General features: G+C 53.8%; 20 protein-coding genes and 1 pseudogene. 11 read left to right on the top strand and 10 right to left on the bottom strand.

The features are described from left to right. Positions 1 to 7: 7 nt before the first annotated feature. Positions 8 to 1,381 carry an NAD-dependent succinate-semialdehyde dehydrogenase gene (locus KAJ71_RS13070; protein ID WP_248946130.1) on the top strand — a complete coding sequence of 458 codons (1,374 nt, stop codon included), beginning with the start codon at positions 8 to 10 and terminating at the stop codon, positions 1,379 to 1,381. 57 nt (positions 1,382 to 1,438) lie between these two features. Here KAJ71_RS13070 and KAJ71_RS13075 read toward each other — a convergent pair whose 3' ends face one another. Continuing rightward, positions 1,439 to 2,029: a Yip1 family protein gene (locus KAJ71_RS13075; RefSeq protein ID WP_248946131.1), complete on the bottom strand. Its 591-nt coding sequence runs from the start codon at positions 2,027 to 2,029 to the stop codon at positions 1,439 to 1,441. Positions 2,030 to 2,236: 207 nt separating this feature from the next. On the opposite strand from KAJ71_RS13075, the gene KAJ71_RS13080 reads away from it, so the two are divergent. The 6 genes from KAJ71_RS13080 (at position 2,237) to KAJ71_RS23715 (ending at position 6,111) form a co-directional block, all read left to right on the top strand. Continuing rightward, entirely contained in the window at positions 2,237 to 2,704 is a 468-nt protein-coding gene (locus KAJ71_RS13080) for an acyltransferase (protein WP_024485763.1), read from the top strand. Further along, on the top strand, positions 2,705 to 3,247 hold the full coding sequence (locus KAJ71_RS13085; protein ID WP_248946132.1) for a GNAT family N-acetyltransferase: 543 nt from the start codon (positions 2,705 to 2,707) through the stop codon (positions 3,245 to 3,247). It abuts the gene before it with no gap. Positions 3,248 to 3,326: 79 nt separating this feature from the next. Continuing rightward, entirely contained in the window at positions 3,327 to 4,160 is an 834-nt protein-coding gene (locus KAJ71_RS13090; protein ID WP_248946133.1) for a DUF1460 domain-containing protein, read from the top strand. Positions 4,161 to 4,278: 118 nt separating this feature from the next. Beyond that, entirely contained in the window at positions 4,279 to 5,091 is an 813-nt protein-coding gene (locus KAJ71_RS13095; protein WP_098928156.1) for a MetQ/NlpA family lipoprotein, read from the top strand. 278 nt (positions 5,092 to 5,369) lie between these two features. Then, a complete protein-coding gene (locus KAJ71_RS13100; protein ID WP_248946134.1) occupies positions 5,370 to 5,918 on the top strand; it encodes a GNAT family N-acetyltransferase in 549 nt (182 codons plus the stop codon). Positions 5,919 to 6,027: 109 nt separating this feature from the next. Continuing rightward, complete coding sequence (locus KAJ71_RS23715) at positions 6,028 to 6,111, top strand: small membrane protein YohP (RefSeq protein ID WP_023654377.1); 84 nt, start codon at positions 6,028 to 6,030, stop codon at positions 6,109 to 6,111. Between the two features lie 82 nt (positions 6,112 to 6,193). On the opposite strand, the gene KAJ71_RS13105 is transcribed toward KAJ71_RS23715, so the two are convergent. The 5 genes and pseudogenes from KAJ71_RS13105 to KAJ71_RS13125 form a co-directional block, all read right to left on the bottom strand. After that, positions 6,194 to 7,114 carry a DUF808 domain-containing protein gene (locus tag KAJ71_RS13105; protein ID WP_248946135.1) on the bottom strand — a complete coding sequence of 307 codons (921 nt, stop codon included), beginning with the start codon at positions 7,112 to 7,114 and terminating at the stop codon, positions 6,194 to 6,196. 172 nt (positions 7,115 to 7,286) lie between these two features. Continuing rightward, positions 7,287 to 8,216, bottom strand: a complete 930-nt coding sequence (pbpG, locus tag KAJ71_RS13110) for a D-alanyl-D-alanine endopeptidase (RefSeq protein ID WP_248946187.1) — start codon at positions 8,214 to 8,216, stop codon at positions 7,287 to 7,289. A gap of 156 nt (positions 8,217 to 8,372) precedes the next feature. Then, the gene (locus tag KAJ71_RS13115; protein ID WP_248946136.1) at positions 8,373 to 9,476 is read right to left on the bottom strand and encodes an adenosylhomocysteinase; all 1,104 of its coding nucleotides are present in this window, start codon (positions 9,474 to 9,476) and stop codon (positions 8,373 to 8,375) included. Positions 9,477 to 9,703: 227 nt separating this feature from the next. Then, positions 9,704 to 10,180: pseudogene (locus KAJ71_RS13120) on the bottom strand (outer membrane protein); the annotation flags it as partial. 34 nt (positions 10,181 to 10,214) lie between these two features. Beyond that, positions 10,215 to 11,102, bottom strand: a complete 888-nt coding sequence (locus tag KAJ71_RS13125) for a LysR family transcriptional regulator (RefSeq protein ID WP_248946137.1) — start codon at positions 11,100 to 11,102, stop codon at positions 10,215 to 10,217. 119 nt (positions 11,103 to 11,221) lie between these two features. On the opposite strand from KAJ71_RS13125, the gene KAJ71_RS13130 reads away from it, so the two are divergent. Continuing rightward, positions 11,222 to 11,659: a PACE efflux transporter gene (locus KAJ71_RS13130; protein ID WP_248946138.1), complete on the top strand. Its 438-nt coding sequence runs from the start codon at positions 11,222 to 11,224 to the stop codon at positions 11,657 to 11,659. 354 nt (positions 11,660 to 12,013) lie between these two features. Then, complete coding sequence (ansP, locus tag KAJ71_RS13135) at positions 12,014 to 13,480, top strand: L-asparagine permease (RefSeq protein ID WP_248946139.1); 1,467 nt, start codon at positions 12,014 to 12,016, stop codon at positions 13,478 to 13,480. Between the two features lie 131 nt (positions 13,481 to 13,611). Here the strand turns inward: ansP and KAJ71_RS13140 are convergent, their stop codons facing one another. Beyond that, entirely contained in the window at positions 13,612 to 14,364 is a 753-nt protein-coding gene (locus tag KAJ71_RS13140; protein WP_248946140.1) for an SDR family NAD(P)-dependent oxidoreductase, read from the bottom strand. Positions 14,365 to 15,179: 815 nt separating this feature from the next. Further along, the gene (locus KAJ71_RS13145) at positions 15,180 to 16,043 is read right to left on the bottom strand and encodes an EamA family transporter (RefSeq protein WP_248946141.1); all 864 of its coding nucleotides are present in this window, start codon (positions 16,041 to 16,043) and stop codon (positions 15,180 to 15,182) included. A 78-nt stretch (positions 16,044 to 16,121) separates the two neighbouring features. Between KAJ71_RS13145 and KAJ71_RS13150 the strand changes: the two genes are divergently transcribed. Then, on the top strand, positions 16,122 to 17,057 hold the full coding sequence (locus KAJ71_RS13150) for a LysR substrate-binding domain-containing protein (protein ID WP_248946142.1): 936 nt from the start codon (positions 16,122 to 16,124) through the stop codon (positions 17,055 to 17,057). A 76-nt stretch (positions 17,058 to 17,133) separates the two neighbouring features. Beyond that, a complete protein-coding gene (locus KAJ71_RS13155; RefSeq protein ID WP_248946143.1) occupies positions 17,134 to 17,895 on the top strand; it encodes an arylamine N-acetyltransferase family protein in 762 nt (253 codons plus the stop codon). Here KAJ71_RS13155 and dusC read toward each other — a convergent pair. After that, positions 17,892 to 18,821, bottom strand: a complete 930-nt coding sequence (gene dusC, locus KAJ71_RS13160) for a tRNA dihydrouridine(16) synthase DusC (protein ID WP_248946144.1) — start codon at positions 18,819 to 18,821, stop codon at positions 17,892 to 17,894. The genes KAJ71_RS13155 and dusC overlap by 4 nt on opposite strands. Before the next feature lie 74 nt (positions 18,822 to 18,895). Continuing rightward, entirely contained in the window at positions 18,896 to 19,855 is a 960-nt protein-coding gene (locus tag KAJ71_RS13165; protein ID WP_248946145.1) for a D-2-hydroxyacid dehydrogenase family protein, read from the bottom strand. Positions 19,856 to 19,893 lie beyond the last annotated feature (38 nt).

The following is a 19,893-nucleotide window of genomic DNA, read 5'->3' on the forward strand; positions in this document are numbered from 1 at the left end:
GCACTTCATGCCATACCAGACAGTAAACCCCTTTAACAATCAGCTAATTAAAGAATATACCCCGCATAACGACGATCAGCTGGAGCTGGCGCTGGCCCAGGCAGATGCGCTGTATCATTCCGACTGGGCCAAGGGCGAAATCAACCAGCGTTTACCCGTGCTGCATAAGCTGGCCGATCTGATGGAGAGCCGGGTAGAGGAACTGGCGAACATTGCCAGCGTTGAGATGGGTAAGCTGATCGAGCAAAGCCGTGGCGAAGTAAAGTTGTGTGCCCAAATTGCCCGTTACTACGCCAATAATGCGCAAAAATTCCTGGCCCCGGTAAGCTATGAGTCCAGCCTGGGTGAGGCCTGGGTCGAACATCATCCCATCGGGGTGTTGATGGCGGTCGAGCCTTGGAACTTTCCTTTCTACCAACTGATGCGCGTGCTCGCCCCTAACCTGGCGGCCGGGAACCCGGTAGTGGTCAAACATGCCAGCATCGTGCCGCACTGCGCCGAAGCGTTCGAGAAGCTGGTGCATGAGGCCGGAGCGCCCAAAGGGGCCTATACCAACCTGTATATTTCCCAGGATCAGGTGGCAAGCATCATCGCCGACGTTCGGGTGCAAGGTGTGGCGCTGACCGGTTCGGAAAAAGCGGGCAGCATCGTGGCGGCTCAGGCAGCCAAGAAGCTGAAAAAAGCTACGCTGGAACTGGGGGGTAACGACGTTTTCGTCGTGCTCGACGATTGCGATCTCGAGAAGGCCGCCAAAGTGGGCGCACAGGCACGGCTCAACAATGCCGGGCAGGTCTGTACCGCCGCCAAGCGTTTTATCGTGCAGGAGAAAGTGGCAAAGGCCTTCCTGCAACAGCTCACCGAGCATTTCAAAAATGTGAAAATGGGCGATCCGCTGGATGAAACCACCACTTTAGGGCCGCTATCCTCCAAGTCTGCCCTGGAAGGGCTGATCGAGCAGGTCAATGACGCGGTGAAACAAGGGGCCAAACTACACCTGGGCGGCAAAGCGTTACAGCACGAAGGCAACTTCTTTGAACCCACCATCCTCACGCATATCAGCCGCGATAATCCGGCCTATTTCACCGAGTTCTTCGGCCCGGTGGCGCAGGTCTATGTGGTGAGAGATGACGAGGAGATCGTCAAGCTGGCCAACGACTCCCATTACGGGCTAGGCGGGGCCATCTTCAGTACTGATATTGAACGAGCCAAAAAGCTGGCCTCACGCATTGAGACCGGCATGGTGTATATCAACTCATTAACCGATACCGCACCCGAGCTGCCGTTTGGCGGTGTGAAACGTTCCGGCTTTGGCCGTGAGTTGTCAGATCTGGGGATTAAGGAGTTTGTGAACCAGAAGCTGGTGGTGGTAAGCAACAGCTAGCCTATTAAGGAAAGCCCCCCATACCGCAGGGTATGAGGGGCAAAAATCACGCTAACTTCAGAATAACCAGGAACCATACCCCCACAGCAGTACGGTCAGCCCAAGTAACAGCTCGAGCAACAGGATGCCCATAGCCAACGTCGAGCTGGAGAAGATAAACCCCTCTTTGCGATCGATATTCAGGAAATGAGGAATGCCGAGATACAGCAGATAGCCCGAATAAGCCAGGCCGATAATCCCGACAAACAGGCACAGCCAAACCACCGGGTACAGCGCCACTAATCCGCTGAGGAACATCGGAGTCGCCACATAGCCCGCAAAGACCATACACAGATGCAGGCTTGGCCGTGACTCATAACGCCGCGCCATCCAGTGGATCACCTTGCCCATGATCGCCACGCCAGCCAGCATCAACAGATAAAACGCCACGGCGGTGTAGAGAGCGGTGAAGATATCCAGGCGGATTGCCTGCCCTTGACCAGAGAGCCAGCCCAGCTGCGTGGTCCCGATAAATGCACTGACCACCGGAATCAACGCCATTAACAGCACGTGGTGGGTATACAGGTGCGAGACGGATTCATTCTCGCTTTTGATCTGTTTCAACTCGACGTTGGGATGGGCCAGCAGACCCCAGACATGATTGACCATGAGACACCTCCTCATTTCGCCGCCAACCGCGATCGGCGAACGGAAAACACACCACTGGCGGTTCAGACACCGCGCAAGGGTTGCGGCTATCAGGCTCTCTGCCCTGTATCAATTATAGTCTTTGGTTGAAAAAACGTACGCTGTCAGCGGCCTGTGGGTTACTCTGCACTATAATCAATATGTTGCGTTACTTGATGGAGGGAGACCATGACAACCAAGATCCGCACTCGCCAAAGCGGGATTAATAACGTGCAGGCCGGGCAGAACGTGATGGTGATCGAGCCCAGCAACCTGTATGGCTGCCAGTTGGGGGACGACGTGTTTGTCGGCCCGTTTGTCGAGATCCAGAAGAACGTCTGCGTGGGCGCGCGCAGCAAGATCCAGTCGCATAGCTTTATCTGTGAATACGTGACCTTGGGCGAAGATTGCTTTATTGGCCACGGCGTGATGTTTGCCAACGATCTGTTCAAAGGGGGAACCCCTAACGCCGACCCGGCAAGCTGGGGACACACGCGGCTCGGCAACCGGGTTTCTGTCGGTTCTGGCGCCACCATACTGGCCGTGGAAATCTGCGATGACGTGGTGATTGGTGCTGGTGCCGTAGTCAGCAAGAGCATCACCCGCAAAGGCATTTATGCGGGCAACCCCGCCAGGCTGCTAAGGGAGCTGGAATAATTGCATCAGGCGATCAGCATCGAAATCATCAGCGAACTCCCCTTCGGTTACCTGGAATACGGTGATTTTTCCTTTGCCGTCTCCTGTTACGCCCAGCCCTGTTTTGATAAGCCAGTCGAGCTGTGGCCGACTCAGCCAGTGGCTCCTTTCAATAAAGTCTACCCGCTGGCCCCGTTCCTCAATGACGATGGGGAGACCTTCCTCGCTCGTTACCAAGGGGAAGCCGTAGGGCATATCACACTCAGCAAAAACTGGAACGACTATACGCTGATCGAGGAGATTGCCGTCAGCCGCCACGCTCGTCGCCAAGGCATAGCCACGGCGCTATTGGATGCCGCACGTCATTGGGCAAGGGAGCAGGACACCGCCGGGCTGATGCTGGAAACCCAAAACAATAATCTGACCGCCTGCAACTGCTATCAGCGCTATGGCTTTGTGCTCGGTGGCATCGATCATTTACTCTATCGTGGGCAACCGGGCATTGCCGATCATGAGATCGCATTGTTCTGGTATTTGCCGTTCAATAATGAAGTGGGCTATTGATTTACCGCTTTTTGGGTGACGCTGGGTTTACTTTGCGCACGCCATACTGGCCAAACCAATGATCGCTGGGGAGAGAGGAATGCGTGGCTTGGCCCTGATAATATTGAGTACGACGCTGATGGGTTGCAGCGGTAAACAACCGGCCAAAATCCCGGTAGAATCACTACCGCAACAGGTGAAACCTCTGACAATGGCGATAGTAATGGACGATTACACAGTAAACAGATTGCAGGCTGCGCTGGCTCTGCATGCGGCGGTACCGGATATAGATAAAGGGCGGGCCATTGAGTTGCTCTCGCAGACTTTCCTGGAAACCCCTTACGTAGCCAACCGGCTGATCGGTTCCGCCACCACTGCGGAACAATTGGTGATCGATTTCCGTGGGGTAGATTGCTTTACCTATCTGGATTACGTGCAGGCGCTCAGAACCGCCACCAGCGAAAACGAATTCGTCGAAAATGTGATTCAGACGCGCTATATCAATGGTGACGTCAGTTTCCCGCAGCGCAAGCATTTCTTCACCGACTGGGCGCACACCCGCCAGATCCTTGCCGACGACGTCACCGCGCAACTCAGCCCGCATGCCGTCACCGTGGTCAAACAGCTCAACCGCAAGGCGGATGGCGAGCTCTATCTGCCTGGCGTCGCGGTCACCGAGCGCAGCGTCACCTATATCCCCAGCGAATTTATCGATGAGCAGGTGATTAGCCAATTACAGACCGGCGATTATATCGGCATCTATACCAAGCTTGCTGGGCTGGACGTTACCCATACCGGTTTCTTTATCATGACCCAAAATGGGCCGGTGCTGCGCCATGCTTCTTCACGCCCGGAAAACCACAAAGTGATGGACTCGGCGTTTGCCAGCTATGTGTTGAATACGCCGGGCATCGTGGTGTTACGGCCACGCTGATCGCCGCGTTATGAGCTATAAGAAATTGTGCTTAACCAGGATTTGACTTGGCTACGGCCATAGGTTTAGCTGTTGACACAACACTGACCGATCTTATTGTTTTTACAGGGAGTCACTCATGGCAATTGTTTGGCGCTGCACCGCCTTGGCCGCAGCATTAGCAGCAACGTTGTTATTACAAGGGTGCGATCAGAAGGCCGATCAAAACCATATCAAGGTTGGCGTCATTAACGGTGCCGAGCAGGACGTGGCAGAAGTCGCCAAACGGGTGGCCAAAGAGAAATATGGCCTGGACGTGGAGCTGATTGGCTTTAGCGGTTCGTTGCTACCCAATGATGCCACCGACAAAGGCGAACTGGATGCCAACGTATTCCAGCACCGCCCCTTCCTGGAACAGCAAAATAAAGATCACGGCTACAAACTGGTGGTGGTAGGTAATACCTTTGTGTTCCCAATGGCTGGCTATTCGAAAAAGATCAAATCGCTGTCAGAGTTGCAGGACGGCGCGGTAATTGCTATCCCGAACGATCCTACCAACCTGGGCCGAGCGCTGTTGCTGTTGAAAAAGGTTGGGCTGATCGAACTCAAGCAGGGCAAAGGTCTGCTGCCAACCTCGCTGGATATCAGTGCCAACCCGCACAACTACCAGATTATGGAACTGGAAGGTGCACAACTGCCCCAGGTATTGGACGATCCTAAAGTCGCGGTGGCGGTGATCAGCACCACCTACATCAACCAGATTGGCCTGACGCCGACCAAAGACGGGATTTTTATCGAGGATAAAGATTCGCCGTACACCAATATCGTGGTGGCGCGCGAAGATAATAAAGATGCGCAGAACGTGCAGAACTTCGTGAAAGCCTACGAGTCCGATGAAGTCGCCAAAGCGGCAGAGAAGATTTTCAACGGCGGTGCAGTCAAAGGCTGGTAACTCCCCCACTATCTGTTGCAGGTGCCGGTTGTTGGTGCCTGCAACACTTCACAAAAATTCACCACCTCCCTGCTTGACCCTCACGTAACGTCAGGCTGGCTAGGGTGAGGGGCAACACCTAACGCAATAACATACTTTTCTTCACTTAACAGATTTCTCAGCATGAAAATGCCATCATTTTTTCTTATCCCCGCCAGACAAAAAGCCAATTTATCTTGCCGCCAGGTACAGAGCATAATGCCTTGGTACTCTGATTTCTCATCATAAAAGGGAGCACTATGTCACTTGCAACCCCACCGCTGGCAACGCTAAGCGTTTCCGATGCCAGCACTGAGGATATGGCCGCCATTCAACAGATTTATGCCCATCACGTGCTTTACGGGCCAGCCTCGTTCGAAGAAACGCCCCCGACGTTGGAGGAGATGCAACAGCGCCACCATAACGTCTTGGCTGTGGGGTTGCCATGGTTGGTGGCGAAGATGGAAGACCGCATCGTGGGCTATTGCTATGCCACGCCGTATCGGCCGCGACCTGCTTATCGCTATACCATCGAAAATTCGGTCTATGTCGCCGAAGGCCTGCAAGGGCACGGTATTGGCAAGACATTACTCGGCGCATTGATTGCTCGCTGTGAACATGGCCCGTGGCGGCAAATGCTGGCAACGATTGGCGACGCCGCAGGTAATGCTGGTTCCCTTGCCCTACACCGTAAGCTAGGCTTCACCAGCATCGGCACCCTAAGCGGCGTTGGGTTTAAATTTGGCGGTTGGCTGGATACCCACATTATGCAGCGGTCACTGAATGACGGCAGCCATACGCTGCCTTAGGCCCCTCCGGGCAAGCTGCTGATTTTCATCTATAGTTAATTCTGTCGTGGCTTAGCGATCTTAGCGTGCATTCACGCATTCACTAAACATAAACAGTCGGGAGAGACGGATGAAAATTTTTCTGTGGATTATTGCGATTATCTTTATTGTTGGCCTACTGACCATTACCGGTGTGTTCAAACTGATCTTCTAGTTCTATCCACCATTGGGCGCATCAATGCGCCCAATGGTGGTAAGAGAGTTGATTGAGAATGGTCTACCATATCCTCTTTGCATCAAGCCTTAAAACGAGCACGCACCGAACTCACCCCAGAGACCACCAGCATCACAACGCCACCGGCAATCAGGCCGAACACTGCATTCAGCAGCGTTGGGGTCAGGCCCCCCAGGATCGCACCTACGCCAGGTACCACCGCAGAATAACTCGCCCAGTCGGTAAACAGGTGATGCACTGGCGGTAAGCCGTGGGTCAAAATCCCGCCCCCCACCATAAACATGGCCAGGGTCCCCACCACCGACAGCGTTTTCATCAGATAAGGTGCCGCACTGACGATACCGCGCCCTAACGATTGTGCTAACGCGCTACTCTTACGAGCTAAGTAAAACCCCAGATCGTCCAGCTTGACGATGCCTGCCACGATGCCGTATACCCCAACCGTCATCACAATGGCGATGCCACACAGCACGATCACCTGCTGGCTAAAGGTGGCTCCGGCTACGGTCCCCAGCGTGATGGCAATAATCTCGGCGGAGAGTACAAAGTCGGTACGAATGGCGCCTTTGATTTTGCGCTGTTCATAGACCGCAACGTCCTCACTGGTATCCAGTTCCGCTTTCTCTTCTGCCTCTGCGCCCTTGCGGTGCGTCAGGCTGTGGTAAACCTTTTCAAACCCTTCATAGCAAAGGTAAGCCCCACCGACCATCAGCAGCGGTGTAATCGCCCAAGGGGCAAAAGCGCTGATCAGCAATGCCAGCGGTACCAGGATTGTCTTGTTGATAAACGAGCCCTTGGCCACCTTCCACACCACGGGGATTTCACGATCGGCCTTAACGCCGCTGACCTGTTGGGCATTGAGCGCCAGATCGTCTCCCAGCACTCCGGCGGTCTTTTTGGCCGCCATTTTCGTCATCAGCGAAACATCATCCAGTAACGAAGCAATGTCGTCGATCAGGGTTAATAAGCTACTGCCTGCCAAAATGCACTTTCCTTATCATGGGTGAGATAGCCATACCGGTTTAGCATAGCGTGTTGAAAACATGAAGAGGGGAAATCTTAATGATTTTATTGTAGGTACAGGCTGAAAGCGTGAATTTTGCGCAATGGGGAAGCGATAGCCTGCCGCGACAGGCGGCAGGCTAAATAACACTTTATTCCGTGTCGTTCTTCGCCAGGGCGGCATCTTTCTGGCGGCGATAATCCCGCGCAGCCGCAGGGATCGGCGTTACTTTGCCGGTTTCAATCCAGGTACGCAGGCGGCTAGCATCCGCAAAGTGGGTATATTTGCCAAAGGCGTCCAACACCACCAACGAAACGGAGCGGTTACCGATCACGGTACGCATCGCCAGGCAGTGCCCGGCCTGGTTGGTAAAACCGGTTTTGGTCAGCTGGATATTCCATTTCTGGTTGTAGACCAGGTGGTTGGTATTGCGAAACGGCAACGTATAGTTGGGATCCTTGAAGGTCGCCATCCGTTCGGTAGTGGTGCTCAACTGGCCGATCAGCGGGTACTGCTTGGTCGCCAACATCAGCTTGGTCAGGTCACGCGCGGTGGACACGTTATGAATCGATAGCCCGGTCGGTTCAACGTAATGCGTATTGGTCATGCCTAGCGCTTTCGCCTTGGCATTCATCGCCTTGATAAAGGCGTTATAGCCCCCTGGATAATGATGCGCCAAGCTGGCCGCGGCCCGGTTTTCCGACGACATCAGCGCCAACAGCAACATATCCTTGCGGCTGATTTCGCTGTTCAAACGCACCCGGGAGTAGACCCCTTTCATTTCTGACGTCTGGCTGATATCGACCGACAGCATTTCGTCCAGCGGCAGGTGGGCATCCAGCGTCACCATCGCCGTCATCAGCTTGGTGATCGAGGCAATAGGCACCACTTCATCGGGGTTACGTGAATAAATCACCCGATGCGTTTGCATATCCAGCACCATGGCACTGCCAGAAGCCAGCTCAGGCTGGGTTGCCTGCACTGCGGCGGTTTTATTGCTGGCGAATGCACTCGGCACCAGTCCAGTACCGGCTTGCAACGCGAGCAGGGTTAGAACCAAAACACGGATTTTCACATGTATTACTCTGTAACGGAGGAGAGAACCGACTGCGTTGAATTATAAGTGAGGGGTATAGAATTGCACTGTGATTGTGAGTAGCTATTTGTGACAAAATCTATCGGCGCAAAATTTATGCAACCCGCGAGCGTACTGGGTTGTACGCCCGCGAGGTAAAAGTTACAGCGCTGGCTGCCAGGCTGATTGTGGCAACAGGTACAATCCGGCAACATGCTGCTCACCTGCCCCGACAATATGCCCGATACCGGCGGCCATCACGGCCAGGGTCACATCGAAGGCATTCAGGCTGTCGCCGTAGCCTGCCGTCAAGTTGAACATTGACCCGTTGGCCAGCAGATACAGCGTTTTGTCTGCCAGTTGGTAAGCATTCACAAATGGCATTGGCTCACTGTGCGGAAGGCCTTGTAGGAAACCGACATCGATCTCTTCCGCGACATGCCCAACGTTGAGGATAAACACCCCATCCTTGGCCCGCTCCAGGTGCCGTGCAGACAGTACGTTTTTGGCTCCGGTGGCCGTGGCAATCACGTCCGCCTGCTCTACGGCAATGGCTAAATCAACTACCGGCCAACCATCGTAGCGCGCTTGCAAAGCACGGGCCGGATCGATTTCCGCCACGATAACTTGCCCACCATAAGCTTTGGCAGAGGCTGCAACACCTTGGCCTACCAGCCCATAACCAATCACCACCACACATTTTTCATGCAGCGTCAGATGGGTGGTTTGGAAGAAGGTATGCCAGGCGGTCAGCCCAACCATGTGGCGATTATGCAGCCCTTCTTTTACCGGCAGGTCATCCCAGTTAAAGATCGGGTAACGCGGTGTAATCCCCCCCAAGCGGCTGATGCCTGAACCGGTCGCTTCCAGCCCAGCCTTGATCTGCGGGCCATTGGCAGATTGATGCAGGCGAGTGGTCAGATCGGCTCCCATCTCACACAAATGAGTCGGCCCCCAGGCCAGCGCGCGGTCGAAAGATTCAGACCAGTCGGCATCGCTCATATCACGCCAGGCGTGCGCTTGGGCACCGTGACGCTCCAGCCAGGCCACTACGTCATCCTGTACCGTCGTCGGGTTACAGGTGGTGAGATAAATGGCCGCGCCCTTATCCAACAGCCCGGCTACCAGCGGGGCCATTTTCAGATCCAGGTGCATGTTACACGCCAGGCGCACGCCGTGCAGATCCGGTAACGCCGCTACTGCCGCGCGGGTACGTGGCATATGACGCATGGCCCATTTCAACTCACTGTCAAAATCCTGATACATCGGTTACTCCTCTACTACGCCACGCCGCCAGGGCATGGCAGAATGATTAATCTGCATCGCATGGCGGCTATTATCACTTATCTCACCGCAAAAAACCGAGGTGACTGTCATGACAGCAGCATGAGTGATGGTTTTTCCGATCTATCAGGGGGAGGAACCTCCGAGCGGATTGTTCAGCAGGTACAGGCCGCGAGGGCGCAACTCACGGCCCGATATCAATGATAAGACTAGAACAGGTAACGCACGCCTAAGGCAAACTCACTGGAAACCAGGCGTGCTTTCATTTGCTCATCTTTTAACCCACGGGCATTGGTAAAGTTATTGTAGCCACTTTCAATCTTGCCCATATCCATGTAGCGGTAGCCCAAATCAAGATTGAGCCGCTCCATGGCCGCATAGCTGATCCCTGCGCCAATGGCGTAAGCCAGATTATTTTGCGTGCTTGCCGCGTATTGGCGCGAGGTATTCCCCTGCCAGCCGTCGGATTTCACTTTGGCGATACCCAGGCCAACCGTGCCATAAACCGAGAAGTCATACCCTAGCGCGTAGTCACGATAGGCATTGAGCATCAGGCGCTCAGCGTCCACTTTGTGGTGATTATAGCTACTGGCAAAGGTGGTGGAGCCGCTGGTGTATTCGCTTTTCTTTTTGAACACATACTCCGCCTCACTGCGCCAGCCATTGCCAAATTGATAGCCTAGCTGCTGGCCGCCAACCGCTTCGATCATCAACGGCTGGTTAGGGTGAGGGGCTCGTCATCAACGCCAGCAACTCCCTGGCCGCCTTCTGTTGCGGCTGATTCTTTAGCCAAATCAGGTGCACCGGCAGACGCAGTTCGTTTTTGGTATTTTTAAATTTCAGGCGGATCAACCGGCCCTGTTCCAGCAATGGCGCAGTTAACGACAGCGGAAAGTTGCCCCACCCCAGCCCGGCTTCCACCATGCTTAACGCCATCGGCAAACTGTCGGTGCGCCAGAAGGATTCCGCTACCTGCGGGCGTTTGTCGGCCATAGGCAAGTCGCGGCTGGCCACCATGATCTGCCGCACGTTGACCAGTTCCTCCAGAAACAACTCGGCACCGCCAGCGCCCAGGGCCGAATGCTGCGCCGCAATGGTTGCCACCAACGACTCGCTACCCACATAGTGAAAATGTTCCTGGCTGTTAACGTCCAGCCCGCCGAATGCCAGGCACAGGCTGACCCGCTGTTGATGCAGCATATGCAAAACATCATCTTGTGGGGCAGTCAGCACCTCGATATCCAACAGCGGGTAGCGTTCCGCCAACGCTTTCACCGCCGCCAATAGACCGCTGCTGTTGATATCAGATGCCACAGCGATCGACAGCCTGCTTTCCAGCCCCTGAGAAAGCTCAATGGCGTGGATCTGCAGCTGCTTGAGCTGTTCGGCGATCAAGCGTGCGTGAGGAGCCAGTGCCAATGCCAGCGCGGTAGGCACCGGTTCGCGATGCGAGCGGTCGAAAAGTTGAAAACCCAACTCCGCCTCCATATTGGCGATCCCCATGCTGACCGCCGAAGGCACACGCCGCAACGCCCTGGCTGCCGCCGAGAATGAGCCGCGATCCAACACGGCTAAAAACAGTTCGATATTGTCACTGGAAAAATTCATCGTCTCACCTGTCAGTAAAACTGACAACTCCTGACTTTTTCTATCAATAGTATTGACGTTATCTTACGCATCGGGTTGCCGGGCGTCATCAGGCACGAAAAATAAAGCAGGAGAAAAACATGCAAGGCGTGAAACGCAAACTGGTCTATGTGACCGCATATGAAATTATCGGTATGGCCATTTCGGCCCTTGGGCTGGCACTGCTGTCCGGTAACGCCCCCAGCAGTACCGGGCCGTTGGCAGTGATCATCACCACCATTGCCGTCAGTTGGAACCTGATTTACAACTACTTGTACGAATTCTGGGAAAGCCGCCAGGCATCACGCACCCGTACGCTGAAACGCCGCATTCTGCACGCGGTAGGCTTCCAACTGACGCTGGTGGTTTACCTGATCCCGCTGATCGCCTGGTGGATGGAAATTTCCCTGGTGCAAGCCTTCCTGCTGGATATGGCGCTGATCGTGATTATCCCCTGCTATACCTTTGTGTTTAACTGGGCCTTCGACAAAATATTCGGGCTGCCGACCTCCGCCCTACCAGCCGCCGAATCGGCCTGAGTGACACCCTCTCCTTCTGCCTGGATAACATATCCGTTGGGCAGGGGGAGATCATATTGGCTGACCTACTCTCAAGCAGTCTATCAGATAAAATACCTTATAATTCATAAGATAATTATCCCCCAACGTCCCCTCCCGACTATCTAAAACCTATCCAACTGAATAATGTTTTTTAATATAAGCAGAAAGCAGTCAGGATAAATCGCCAATGGAACCACAGTTTTTTTGCCTCGATTACACAGAACGGGTAGCATGCTTCGCCGTTATTTAACGGTACTAGTATCAACCATAAACTGCGGAATGTTGCCATGACCTCATTCCCATGATGCAAACAGACAGGAAACAGGACGAATAATGCACTCAGACAAAACGACTGCACATGACAAGCAGGCGGCGAGAAAGCGTTGGTTGGACTCACACGAGTCCGGTTACCACAAAAGCATGGGTAAACGGCAGATACAGATGATCGCCATTGGTGGCTCTATCGGCACCGGCCTATTCCTTGGTACCGGTGCACGTTTACAGATGGCTGGTCCGGCACTGGCGCTGGTGTATCTGGTATGTGGCGTCTTTTCTTTTTTCATCCTACGTGCCTTGGGCGAACTGGTACTACACCGCCCTTCCAGCGGCAGTTTCGTTTCCTATGCCCGCGAATTTCTCGGTGAAAAGGCCTCCTACGTTGCAGGATGGATGTACTTTCTTAATTGGGCGATGACCGGCATTGTCGATATCACCGCCGTAGCGCTGTATATGCATTATTGGGGCACCTTCGCCGAGGTTCCCCAGTGGCTGTTTGCCTTGGGGGCGCTTGGGATTGTGGCTACCATGAATATGATCGGCGTGAAATGGTTCGCCGAAATGGAGTTCTGGTTTGCGTTGATCAAGGTCGCCGCCATCTCTGTGTTCCTGGTCGTGGGGGTCATCTTCCTTGGCGTCGGTACACCGGTAGCGGGTAATACAACCGGCATCCACCTGATCACCGATAACGGCGGCATGTTCCCACACGGTCTGTTGCCTGCTTTGGTATTGGTACAAGGGGTGATCTTCGCCTTTGCCGGTATCGAACTGATAGGCACCGCCGCTGGCGAGTGTAAAGATCCGGAAAAAATGATGCCGAAAGCGATCAACAGCGTGATCTGGCGTATCGGCTTGTTCTATGTCGGCTCGGTGGTACTGCTGGTTCTACTGTTACCCTGGAACGCCTATCAGGCAGGACAAAGTCCGTTTGTCACCTTCTTTTCCAAGCTTGGCGTACCCTACATCGGTACCATCATGAATATCGTGGTGCTGACCGCCGCCCTTTCCAGCCTGAACTCTGGCCTGTACTCAACAGGCCGTATCCTGCGCTCACTCTCCATGGGGGGGTCAGCACCAAAGCTGATGGCTAAAATGAGCAGCCAGCAGGTACCTTACGCCGGTATTCTGGTGACCTGCGGCATCTATGTAATTGGCGTGGTGCTGAATTATCTGGTGCCATCGCAGGTGTTCGAGATCGTGCTAAATATCGCTTCACTGGGCATCATCTGCTCTTGGGCGTTTATTATCGTTTGTCAGATGCAACTGCGTAAGGCGATCAAGGCGGGGAAAGCCAAACCGGTGGCGTTTAAAATGCCAGGTGCACCGGTCACCTCATGGCTGACGCTGTTGTTCCTGTTAGCGGTGGTGATCATGATGGCCTTTGATTACCCGAATGGCACCTGGACTATTGCCACCATCCCAGCGCTGGTCGTGTTATTGCTACTTGGCTGGTTTGGCCTGCGCAAGCGAGCCGCACAGGTGAAACTGGAACAACAGGCTCACGAGCAACACAGCGGTCAATAAACTAACCCTTATCGGGTTTACCCAGTACTTTCGCTGGGTAAACCTGACTACGGTCACGATGCTCTCCGGGACGACCACCAGCACAAAGTGGCCTGTAGCGCGGCGATCGGGATCACGTTCACTACGGAGTTTTACTGCGCCGTATAACCGCCATCAATGGTGTAAAAGGCCCCTGTGGTAAAACTGCTGTCTGTAGAAAGCAAAAAAACCACCGTTTTCGCCACCTCTTCACGCGTTGCCATACGCCCCATCGGATGGGAGGCAGCCATTTCCTCCCGCACCAAGGCTGGTAATTTGGCCATCGAAGGCGTATCGACATAACCCGGCCCGACGGCGTTGATGCGTATCCCCCGATCGGCAAACTCCAGAGCGGCGGCCCGTGTCAAACCGATAATGCCATGCTTGGCCGCGGTATAAGGCGCAATGCCCGCAATGCCGACCATGCCATTGACGGCAGAGAGATTCACTACCGCGCCACCGCCTGCTGCTGCGATAGCAGGTAATCCGTACTTCATTCCATAAAAGGTGCCGCCAAGATCGGTTTCAATCACTGCGTGCCAATCTTCAATGGGGTATTGATTCAGCGGCACATCATGCGGCCCGGTAATTCCGGCGTTGTTGACCAATAGATGCAATTGCCCGCCAAGGGCCTGCGTCTGCTCTACCGCACTGCGCACCGATTCAGGATCGCGGGCATCCATAACCAACGGAAATACCGATTTACCTGTCGGATCCATACGTTGCGCCGTTGCTGCCAGCCTTGCGCTATTTCTGGCAGTAATCGCTACCTTCGCCCCGCGATGGACCAACTCTTGAGCAATAGCTTCACCAATACCGGTGGAAGCACCAGTCACCAACGCCACTTTACCCGTAAAATCTTGCATAACGCCTCCTGAACGCTTTAGTGAGGCGTTTAGGCTAAGGCTTGGACATGACAGTTTCTGGCAGTGGCTATCCTCCAAAAGGTGCTGAGGGTCACTACCCGAGTCATGGTCTGGCAAAAGGATAAAACGAAAAAGCCCTGACAATATTTGCCAGGGCTTTTAGGTTACTGCAGATTTAAAATTCAACATTAATCAACTTACTAACTAGGTACTACTTTCGATACTGCTTAAAAATGTACTTGTTTATCACAGATAATATTGGGTGTTAAAAAACTAACTGCATCCTCCCATATACTGACTGATTTACAGAATTTCGACTTACCTATCTCATAATCATTAGCCGAGATAAAGTAAGCTAAACTGGTACATTCCCCTCGCGATATAAACTTTTGATGCATGGCTTTACTTTCATTGCAACAAACTTACACAATAAAACTAACAAGTTGCAACATTAATACTATAGAAACAGAGCCTTACATCATCGCGTTGTGGTACACACCCTGCGATCATCGGTACTGACTACGTGGCCTTAAAGCATGTCGTGTGAGCTCGAACTTGCTACTCAACGACGACTTCCCCATACAACAGAACTTCGTGGCCTTTATCGCAACATCACTAAACAACTTATTAAAAATAACCTTTCAATCTGTTATTTAGCTAAGCAGCCAACTATCAATTTCCCGCTGCTGAATACTAATTTACGACTTTTTCAAACTATGTCAATACTGTTTTTAACAACATACGTTTATTCGCTAAATCGCTAATTTTAAACGGAGTGAAATCGATTAGCATTTTCCTTATGGGTTAATTGGTAACTACACACCGGGTAAATTTACCTGCAGCAGCAGCGCCCCTGCAAGTACCGTCATTACGCCTAGCCATTGCACGCCAGACAACCTTTCACCCAGTAATAATGCCCCTAACAGAGCGGCAACGCCGCCAGAAAGCGTACTTAATACCGTCACGACCGAGAGCGAACCATGGCCACTTCCCACGGCAAAAGCTGCGAAACCAGCTAAGTTTAACAGGCTGGCGGCCAGTAATAATCCGCTCTGCCGCAGATTGGGACATGCTAGTAGTTTTTTACGATCGCCGAATATCAACAGGGCCGTCAGACCAACAGCATAACCCATCCACAAACTGAGATCTGGCCCTAGCACCGGCAAGGTATAGCGCCCCTGTAACCAGAAACTGCAGCCGTAACACAGTGAGGCCAACAGGGCGAACAACAGCGGGAGTCGCATCGCAGATGTTTCTGTCTGCCGGTTCACGTTCATTGCGGTCAAGATTACGCCCAACATGCAGATTGCCAGCCCCAGGACGGTGAATACCCCTAGCCGTTCGCCACTGATCCAGGACAACAATGCCGTCACTGCGCCATAGCTGGTGACTAATGGTGCTATCAGCGCCGCTTTGCCCAACGCAAACGCATGCGATAAGGCCAGCGCCCCAACCACGATCAATCCCGCGGCCACTAACGCTAGCCCCCAAATAGCAATCGGGACATCGAAGACACGCAACGGCATGCTCAGCAGCAGCAAGGTTAAAACAACCAGCCCGACGGCCTGCGAGAAAAGCACGGCGCGCCTGACACCAACAGCTCGGGCATTGATACCCACCAAGAAATCGGTTCCTCCCCAACATATTGCAGCCATCAGCCCCATCAAAACATCCATCATTTTCTCTCCACCGAATGCATGACGCAGGTTAAGAGAAAAAGTACTTGTGCAACATCGATAGATTGGCAATATGGTTGAATGAAACTCAAGCTGAACGCTCAACAACGTTTGCCTTCATTAAAGGCCCTGCACACTTTCGAGGTGGCAGCACGCTGTAGCAGTTTTACCGAAGCCGCCGATGAATTGAATGTGACCCTCGGTGCCGTCAGCCGTCAAATACGGCTATTGGAAAGCGAACTGGGCGTGACATTATTTCATCGTAAAGGTAATGCGGTGACCTTGAATGATAGCGGCAAACAACTGTCTGCGGAGGTTATCCGGGCCTTTATGCTACTGAGGAAATCCTGTGAGCGCATGCGCCCAGAGGAACAGAGTACACTCAAGCTAACCTGCACTCTGGGTATAGCCAGCCACTGGTTGGCGCCACGCTTGCCAGCATTACACCAACAAGATCCCGCGACCGCATTGGTGATCGATGCCAATGAAAGCGTGCGCGATCTTGAGGCCGGTGAAGCAGATATCGCCATCCGTTACAGCCCGATTTACAGTCCATTGCACCATTCACGACGTCTGCTGACCGATACTTTTTCGCCCTTGGCCAGCCCGGACTTCTTGCGCTGTTGCCCAGCAATTAAATCCCCAGAAGATTTGCTGGGATTGCGCCTGATCCACTCCCCCTGGAAAGATGCACAAGGCTTGGGCGTTGCTGCCTGGCAAGATTGGTTCACCGCCTGCAAGCTCAGCGGTAAGCCCGGCTCACTACTGACTTTCAACAGCGTAGGTCACGCCCTGCAAGAGGCAATTGATGGTAACGGCGTGGTACTTGGCAGCTTGGCGATAGCACAGGATGCTTTACGCACTGGTAAGCTGGTTGAGATTTTCGTCGGACAATGGCAGCTCCCTTCAGCCTATGAATTCCGCCTCTGTTGGACAAATCAGGAATTTGTGGGGGCTGCTACACGCCGCTGGGTAAATCTGCTATTAACTGCGGCTGGTCGCCCCGCCAACTGTTAACACCGCACATATTGCTTCCCCGACTGCCGCAATTCCCGCTAATTTATGCAAAATTTCCCGTATAGCGAGAATTCTGGTGGACATACCACGCTATCTGCAACACATCGGCTTCACTGGCACACCAAAGGCCGATCTGCAAACTCTGCAACAGTTGCATCGCTGCCATATGCTGGCGGTGCCGTTCGAGAATTTGAGCATTATCTATCATCAGGGGATCGATCTTAGCGAGGCCGGGCTGTTCAGCAAAATCGTCGAGCATAATCGCGGCGGGTTTTGCTATGAATTGAACCGGATATTCGCCCTGCTATTGCAGCAGCTCGGCTTTCAGGTGGCGTTTATTTCCGGGGAAATCCACGCCAGAGACGGCTCTTTTGGCCCGCCGTTTGACCATATGGCGCTGGTAGTGACCTTGGATCAGCCGTATCTGGTCGATGTAGGTTTTGGCGATTCTTTCCTAGCCCCGCTGAAAATCACCACCACCGAGCAACAGCCGCAGGCCAGCGGTACCTTTCATCTTGAACAAGCTGGCGACTGGTATCATCTGGAGCGCCGCAATGGCGATCGGACCTCCCACGCCAAGACGCTGTATCGCTTTACCCTGCAACCCCGGCAGCCGGAAGAATTTAACGACATGTGTCACTATCACAGCACTTCGCCACAGTCGCACTTTACCCAAAAGCTGGTGTGTTCGCGCCCCACAGAGGATGGTCGCATCACCCTCAGTGAGTTAAAGCTGATCGTGACCCAAGACCATCACCGTAAGGAGTCGACGTTGCATTCAGAAGAGGAACGGTTGGAGGCGCTGCGAGACTATTTCGCCATTGAACTAAGGGGTTAGCGGCAAATCACCCGCGCAATATCCTTGGAGTTGTTTAACGTGCGGATCTCGGTAAACAGCTCCGTGGCTTCCTGATACTCTTTGCGCAGGTAGCTGAGCCACTGTTTGATACGGGCAACGTGGTATAAACCGGTATCGCCCTGCTTTTCCAGATGCACGTACTTTTGCAATAACTGCACCACCTGCGGCCAAGGCATATGCGGTTCGTTATATTTCACTACCCGGCTCAGGTTGGGGATGTTCAACGCCCCACGCCCAAGCATTACCGCATCGCAGCCGGTGGCCTGCATACAAGCCTGCGCACTTTGATAGTCCCAGATTTCCCCGTTGGCAATCACCGGGATGGTCAAACGCTGGCGGATCTCACCGATCGCCTGCCAGTTGATGCGTTCGGCTTTATAACCGTCCTCTTTGGTACGGCCATGGATGGTGATTTCGGTCGCCCCCGCTTGCTGCACCGCATCTGCAATTTCAAAGCTGCGGGAATCCGAATCCCAACCCAAGCGCACTTTTACCGTCACTGGCAGATGCGCTGGCACCGCGGCGCGCATCGCTTTAGCGCCCTGATAAATCAGTTCGGGATCTTTGAGCAAGGTGGCCCCGCCGCCGCTGCCGTTCACATGTTTGGACGGGCAGCCGCAGTTCAGATCGACACCGTAAGAACCCAGTTCGACCGCCTGAGCCGCGTTTTCCGCCAGCCATTCGGGATACTGGCCAAGCAGTTGCACCCGTACTTGAGTGCCGGACGGCGTTCTGCTGGCATGGTGCAGTTCCGGGCATAGCCGGTAGAAGGATTTGGCCGGCAGCCGCTGATCGACCACCCGCAGGAATTCGGTGATGCAGAGATCGTAATCGTTCACCTCGGTGAGCAATTCCCGCACCAGAGAGTCGAGTACCCCCTCCATTGGAGCCAATAATACGCGCATGCCTACCCCTGCTATCAAAGAGGGCGCAATGATACGGGCGAAAGGCGGTGCCAACAAGCCTCCCGCCAATAAAATTACCCTAGCTTGCGCAGCGGCTCACCGGCAATAAACGCCTCGATATCGGCTATCGCTTCACGGAAGTAGGTACGATAGTTATCATCCGCCACATAGCCCACATGCGGCGTAGCTAGCACGTTGGGCAAGCGCCGCAATGGGTGATCGGCAGGCAGTGGTTCCACTTCAAATACGTCCAGCCCGGCACCGGCGATCTGCCCGGTTTGCAGCGCCTCAATCAGCGCTGGTTGATCGACAATCGCCGCGCGCGAGGTGTTAATCAGAAAAGCGCTGTTTTTCATCTCCGCCAACGCCTGACGGTCGATCAGTCCACGGCTGCGATCGCTTAACACCAGATGCACCGAAACAAAGTCACTCGCCGCCAGCAACGCCTGTTTTGACTCGGCAAGTTGCACACCGAATTCCTGTGCCCTTTCAGCCGTCAGATTTTGGCTCCAGGCCACGACGTTCATGCCAAACGCCTGTGCTACCTTCGCCATCTGGCCGCCGATCTTGCCCAGCCCCAGTAAGCCTAACGTTTTGCCATGCAAGGTGATGCCAACATGTTGCTGCCAAGGCCCGTTGGCACGCAATCCGCTGCTTTCAGCCACCAGATGCTTGGCCAAGCCGAGGATGAGCGCCCAGGTCAGTTCCATCGGCGCTTCAGAACCGCTGGCGGTGCCGCAAACGGTAACGCCTTGCCGGGTTGCCGCAGGCAGATCGATCGAAGCGTTGCGCATGCCTGAGGTGATCAGCAATTGCAGTTTTGGCAAACGGGAAAGCAATGCGGTGGTGAACGGCGTGCGCTCTCGCATAATCACCACGATCTCGCAGTCGTTGATGCGGCTCACCAGTTGATCTTCATCGTCAATATGCTCACGCAGTGAGAAGACCTCAACCTGCTCGCCAAGGACGCTCCAATCTGCCATCGTCAGCGCTACACCCTGGTAATCATCAAGAATTGCACACTTCAATTTCATCGGTAACTCCTGGAAGACAGGCGAAAAAAAACCGCCAA

Source organism: Serratia silvae, assembly GCF_023282985.1.
Classification (GTDB): Bacteria; Pseudomonadota; Gammaproteobacteria; order Enterobacterales; family Enterobacteriaceae; genus Chania; species Chania silvae.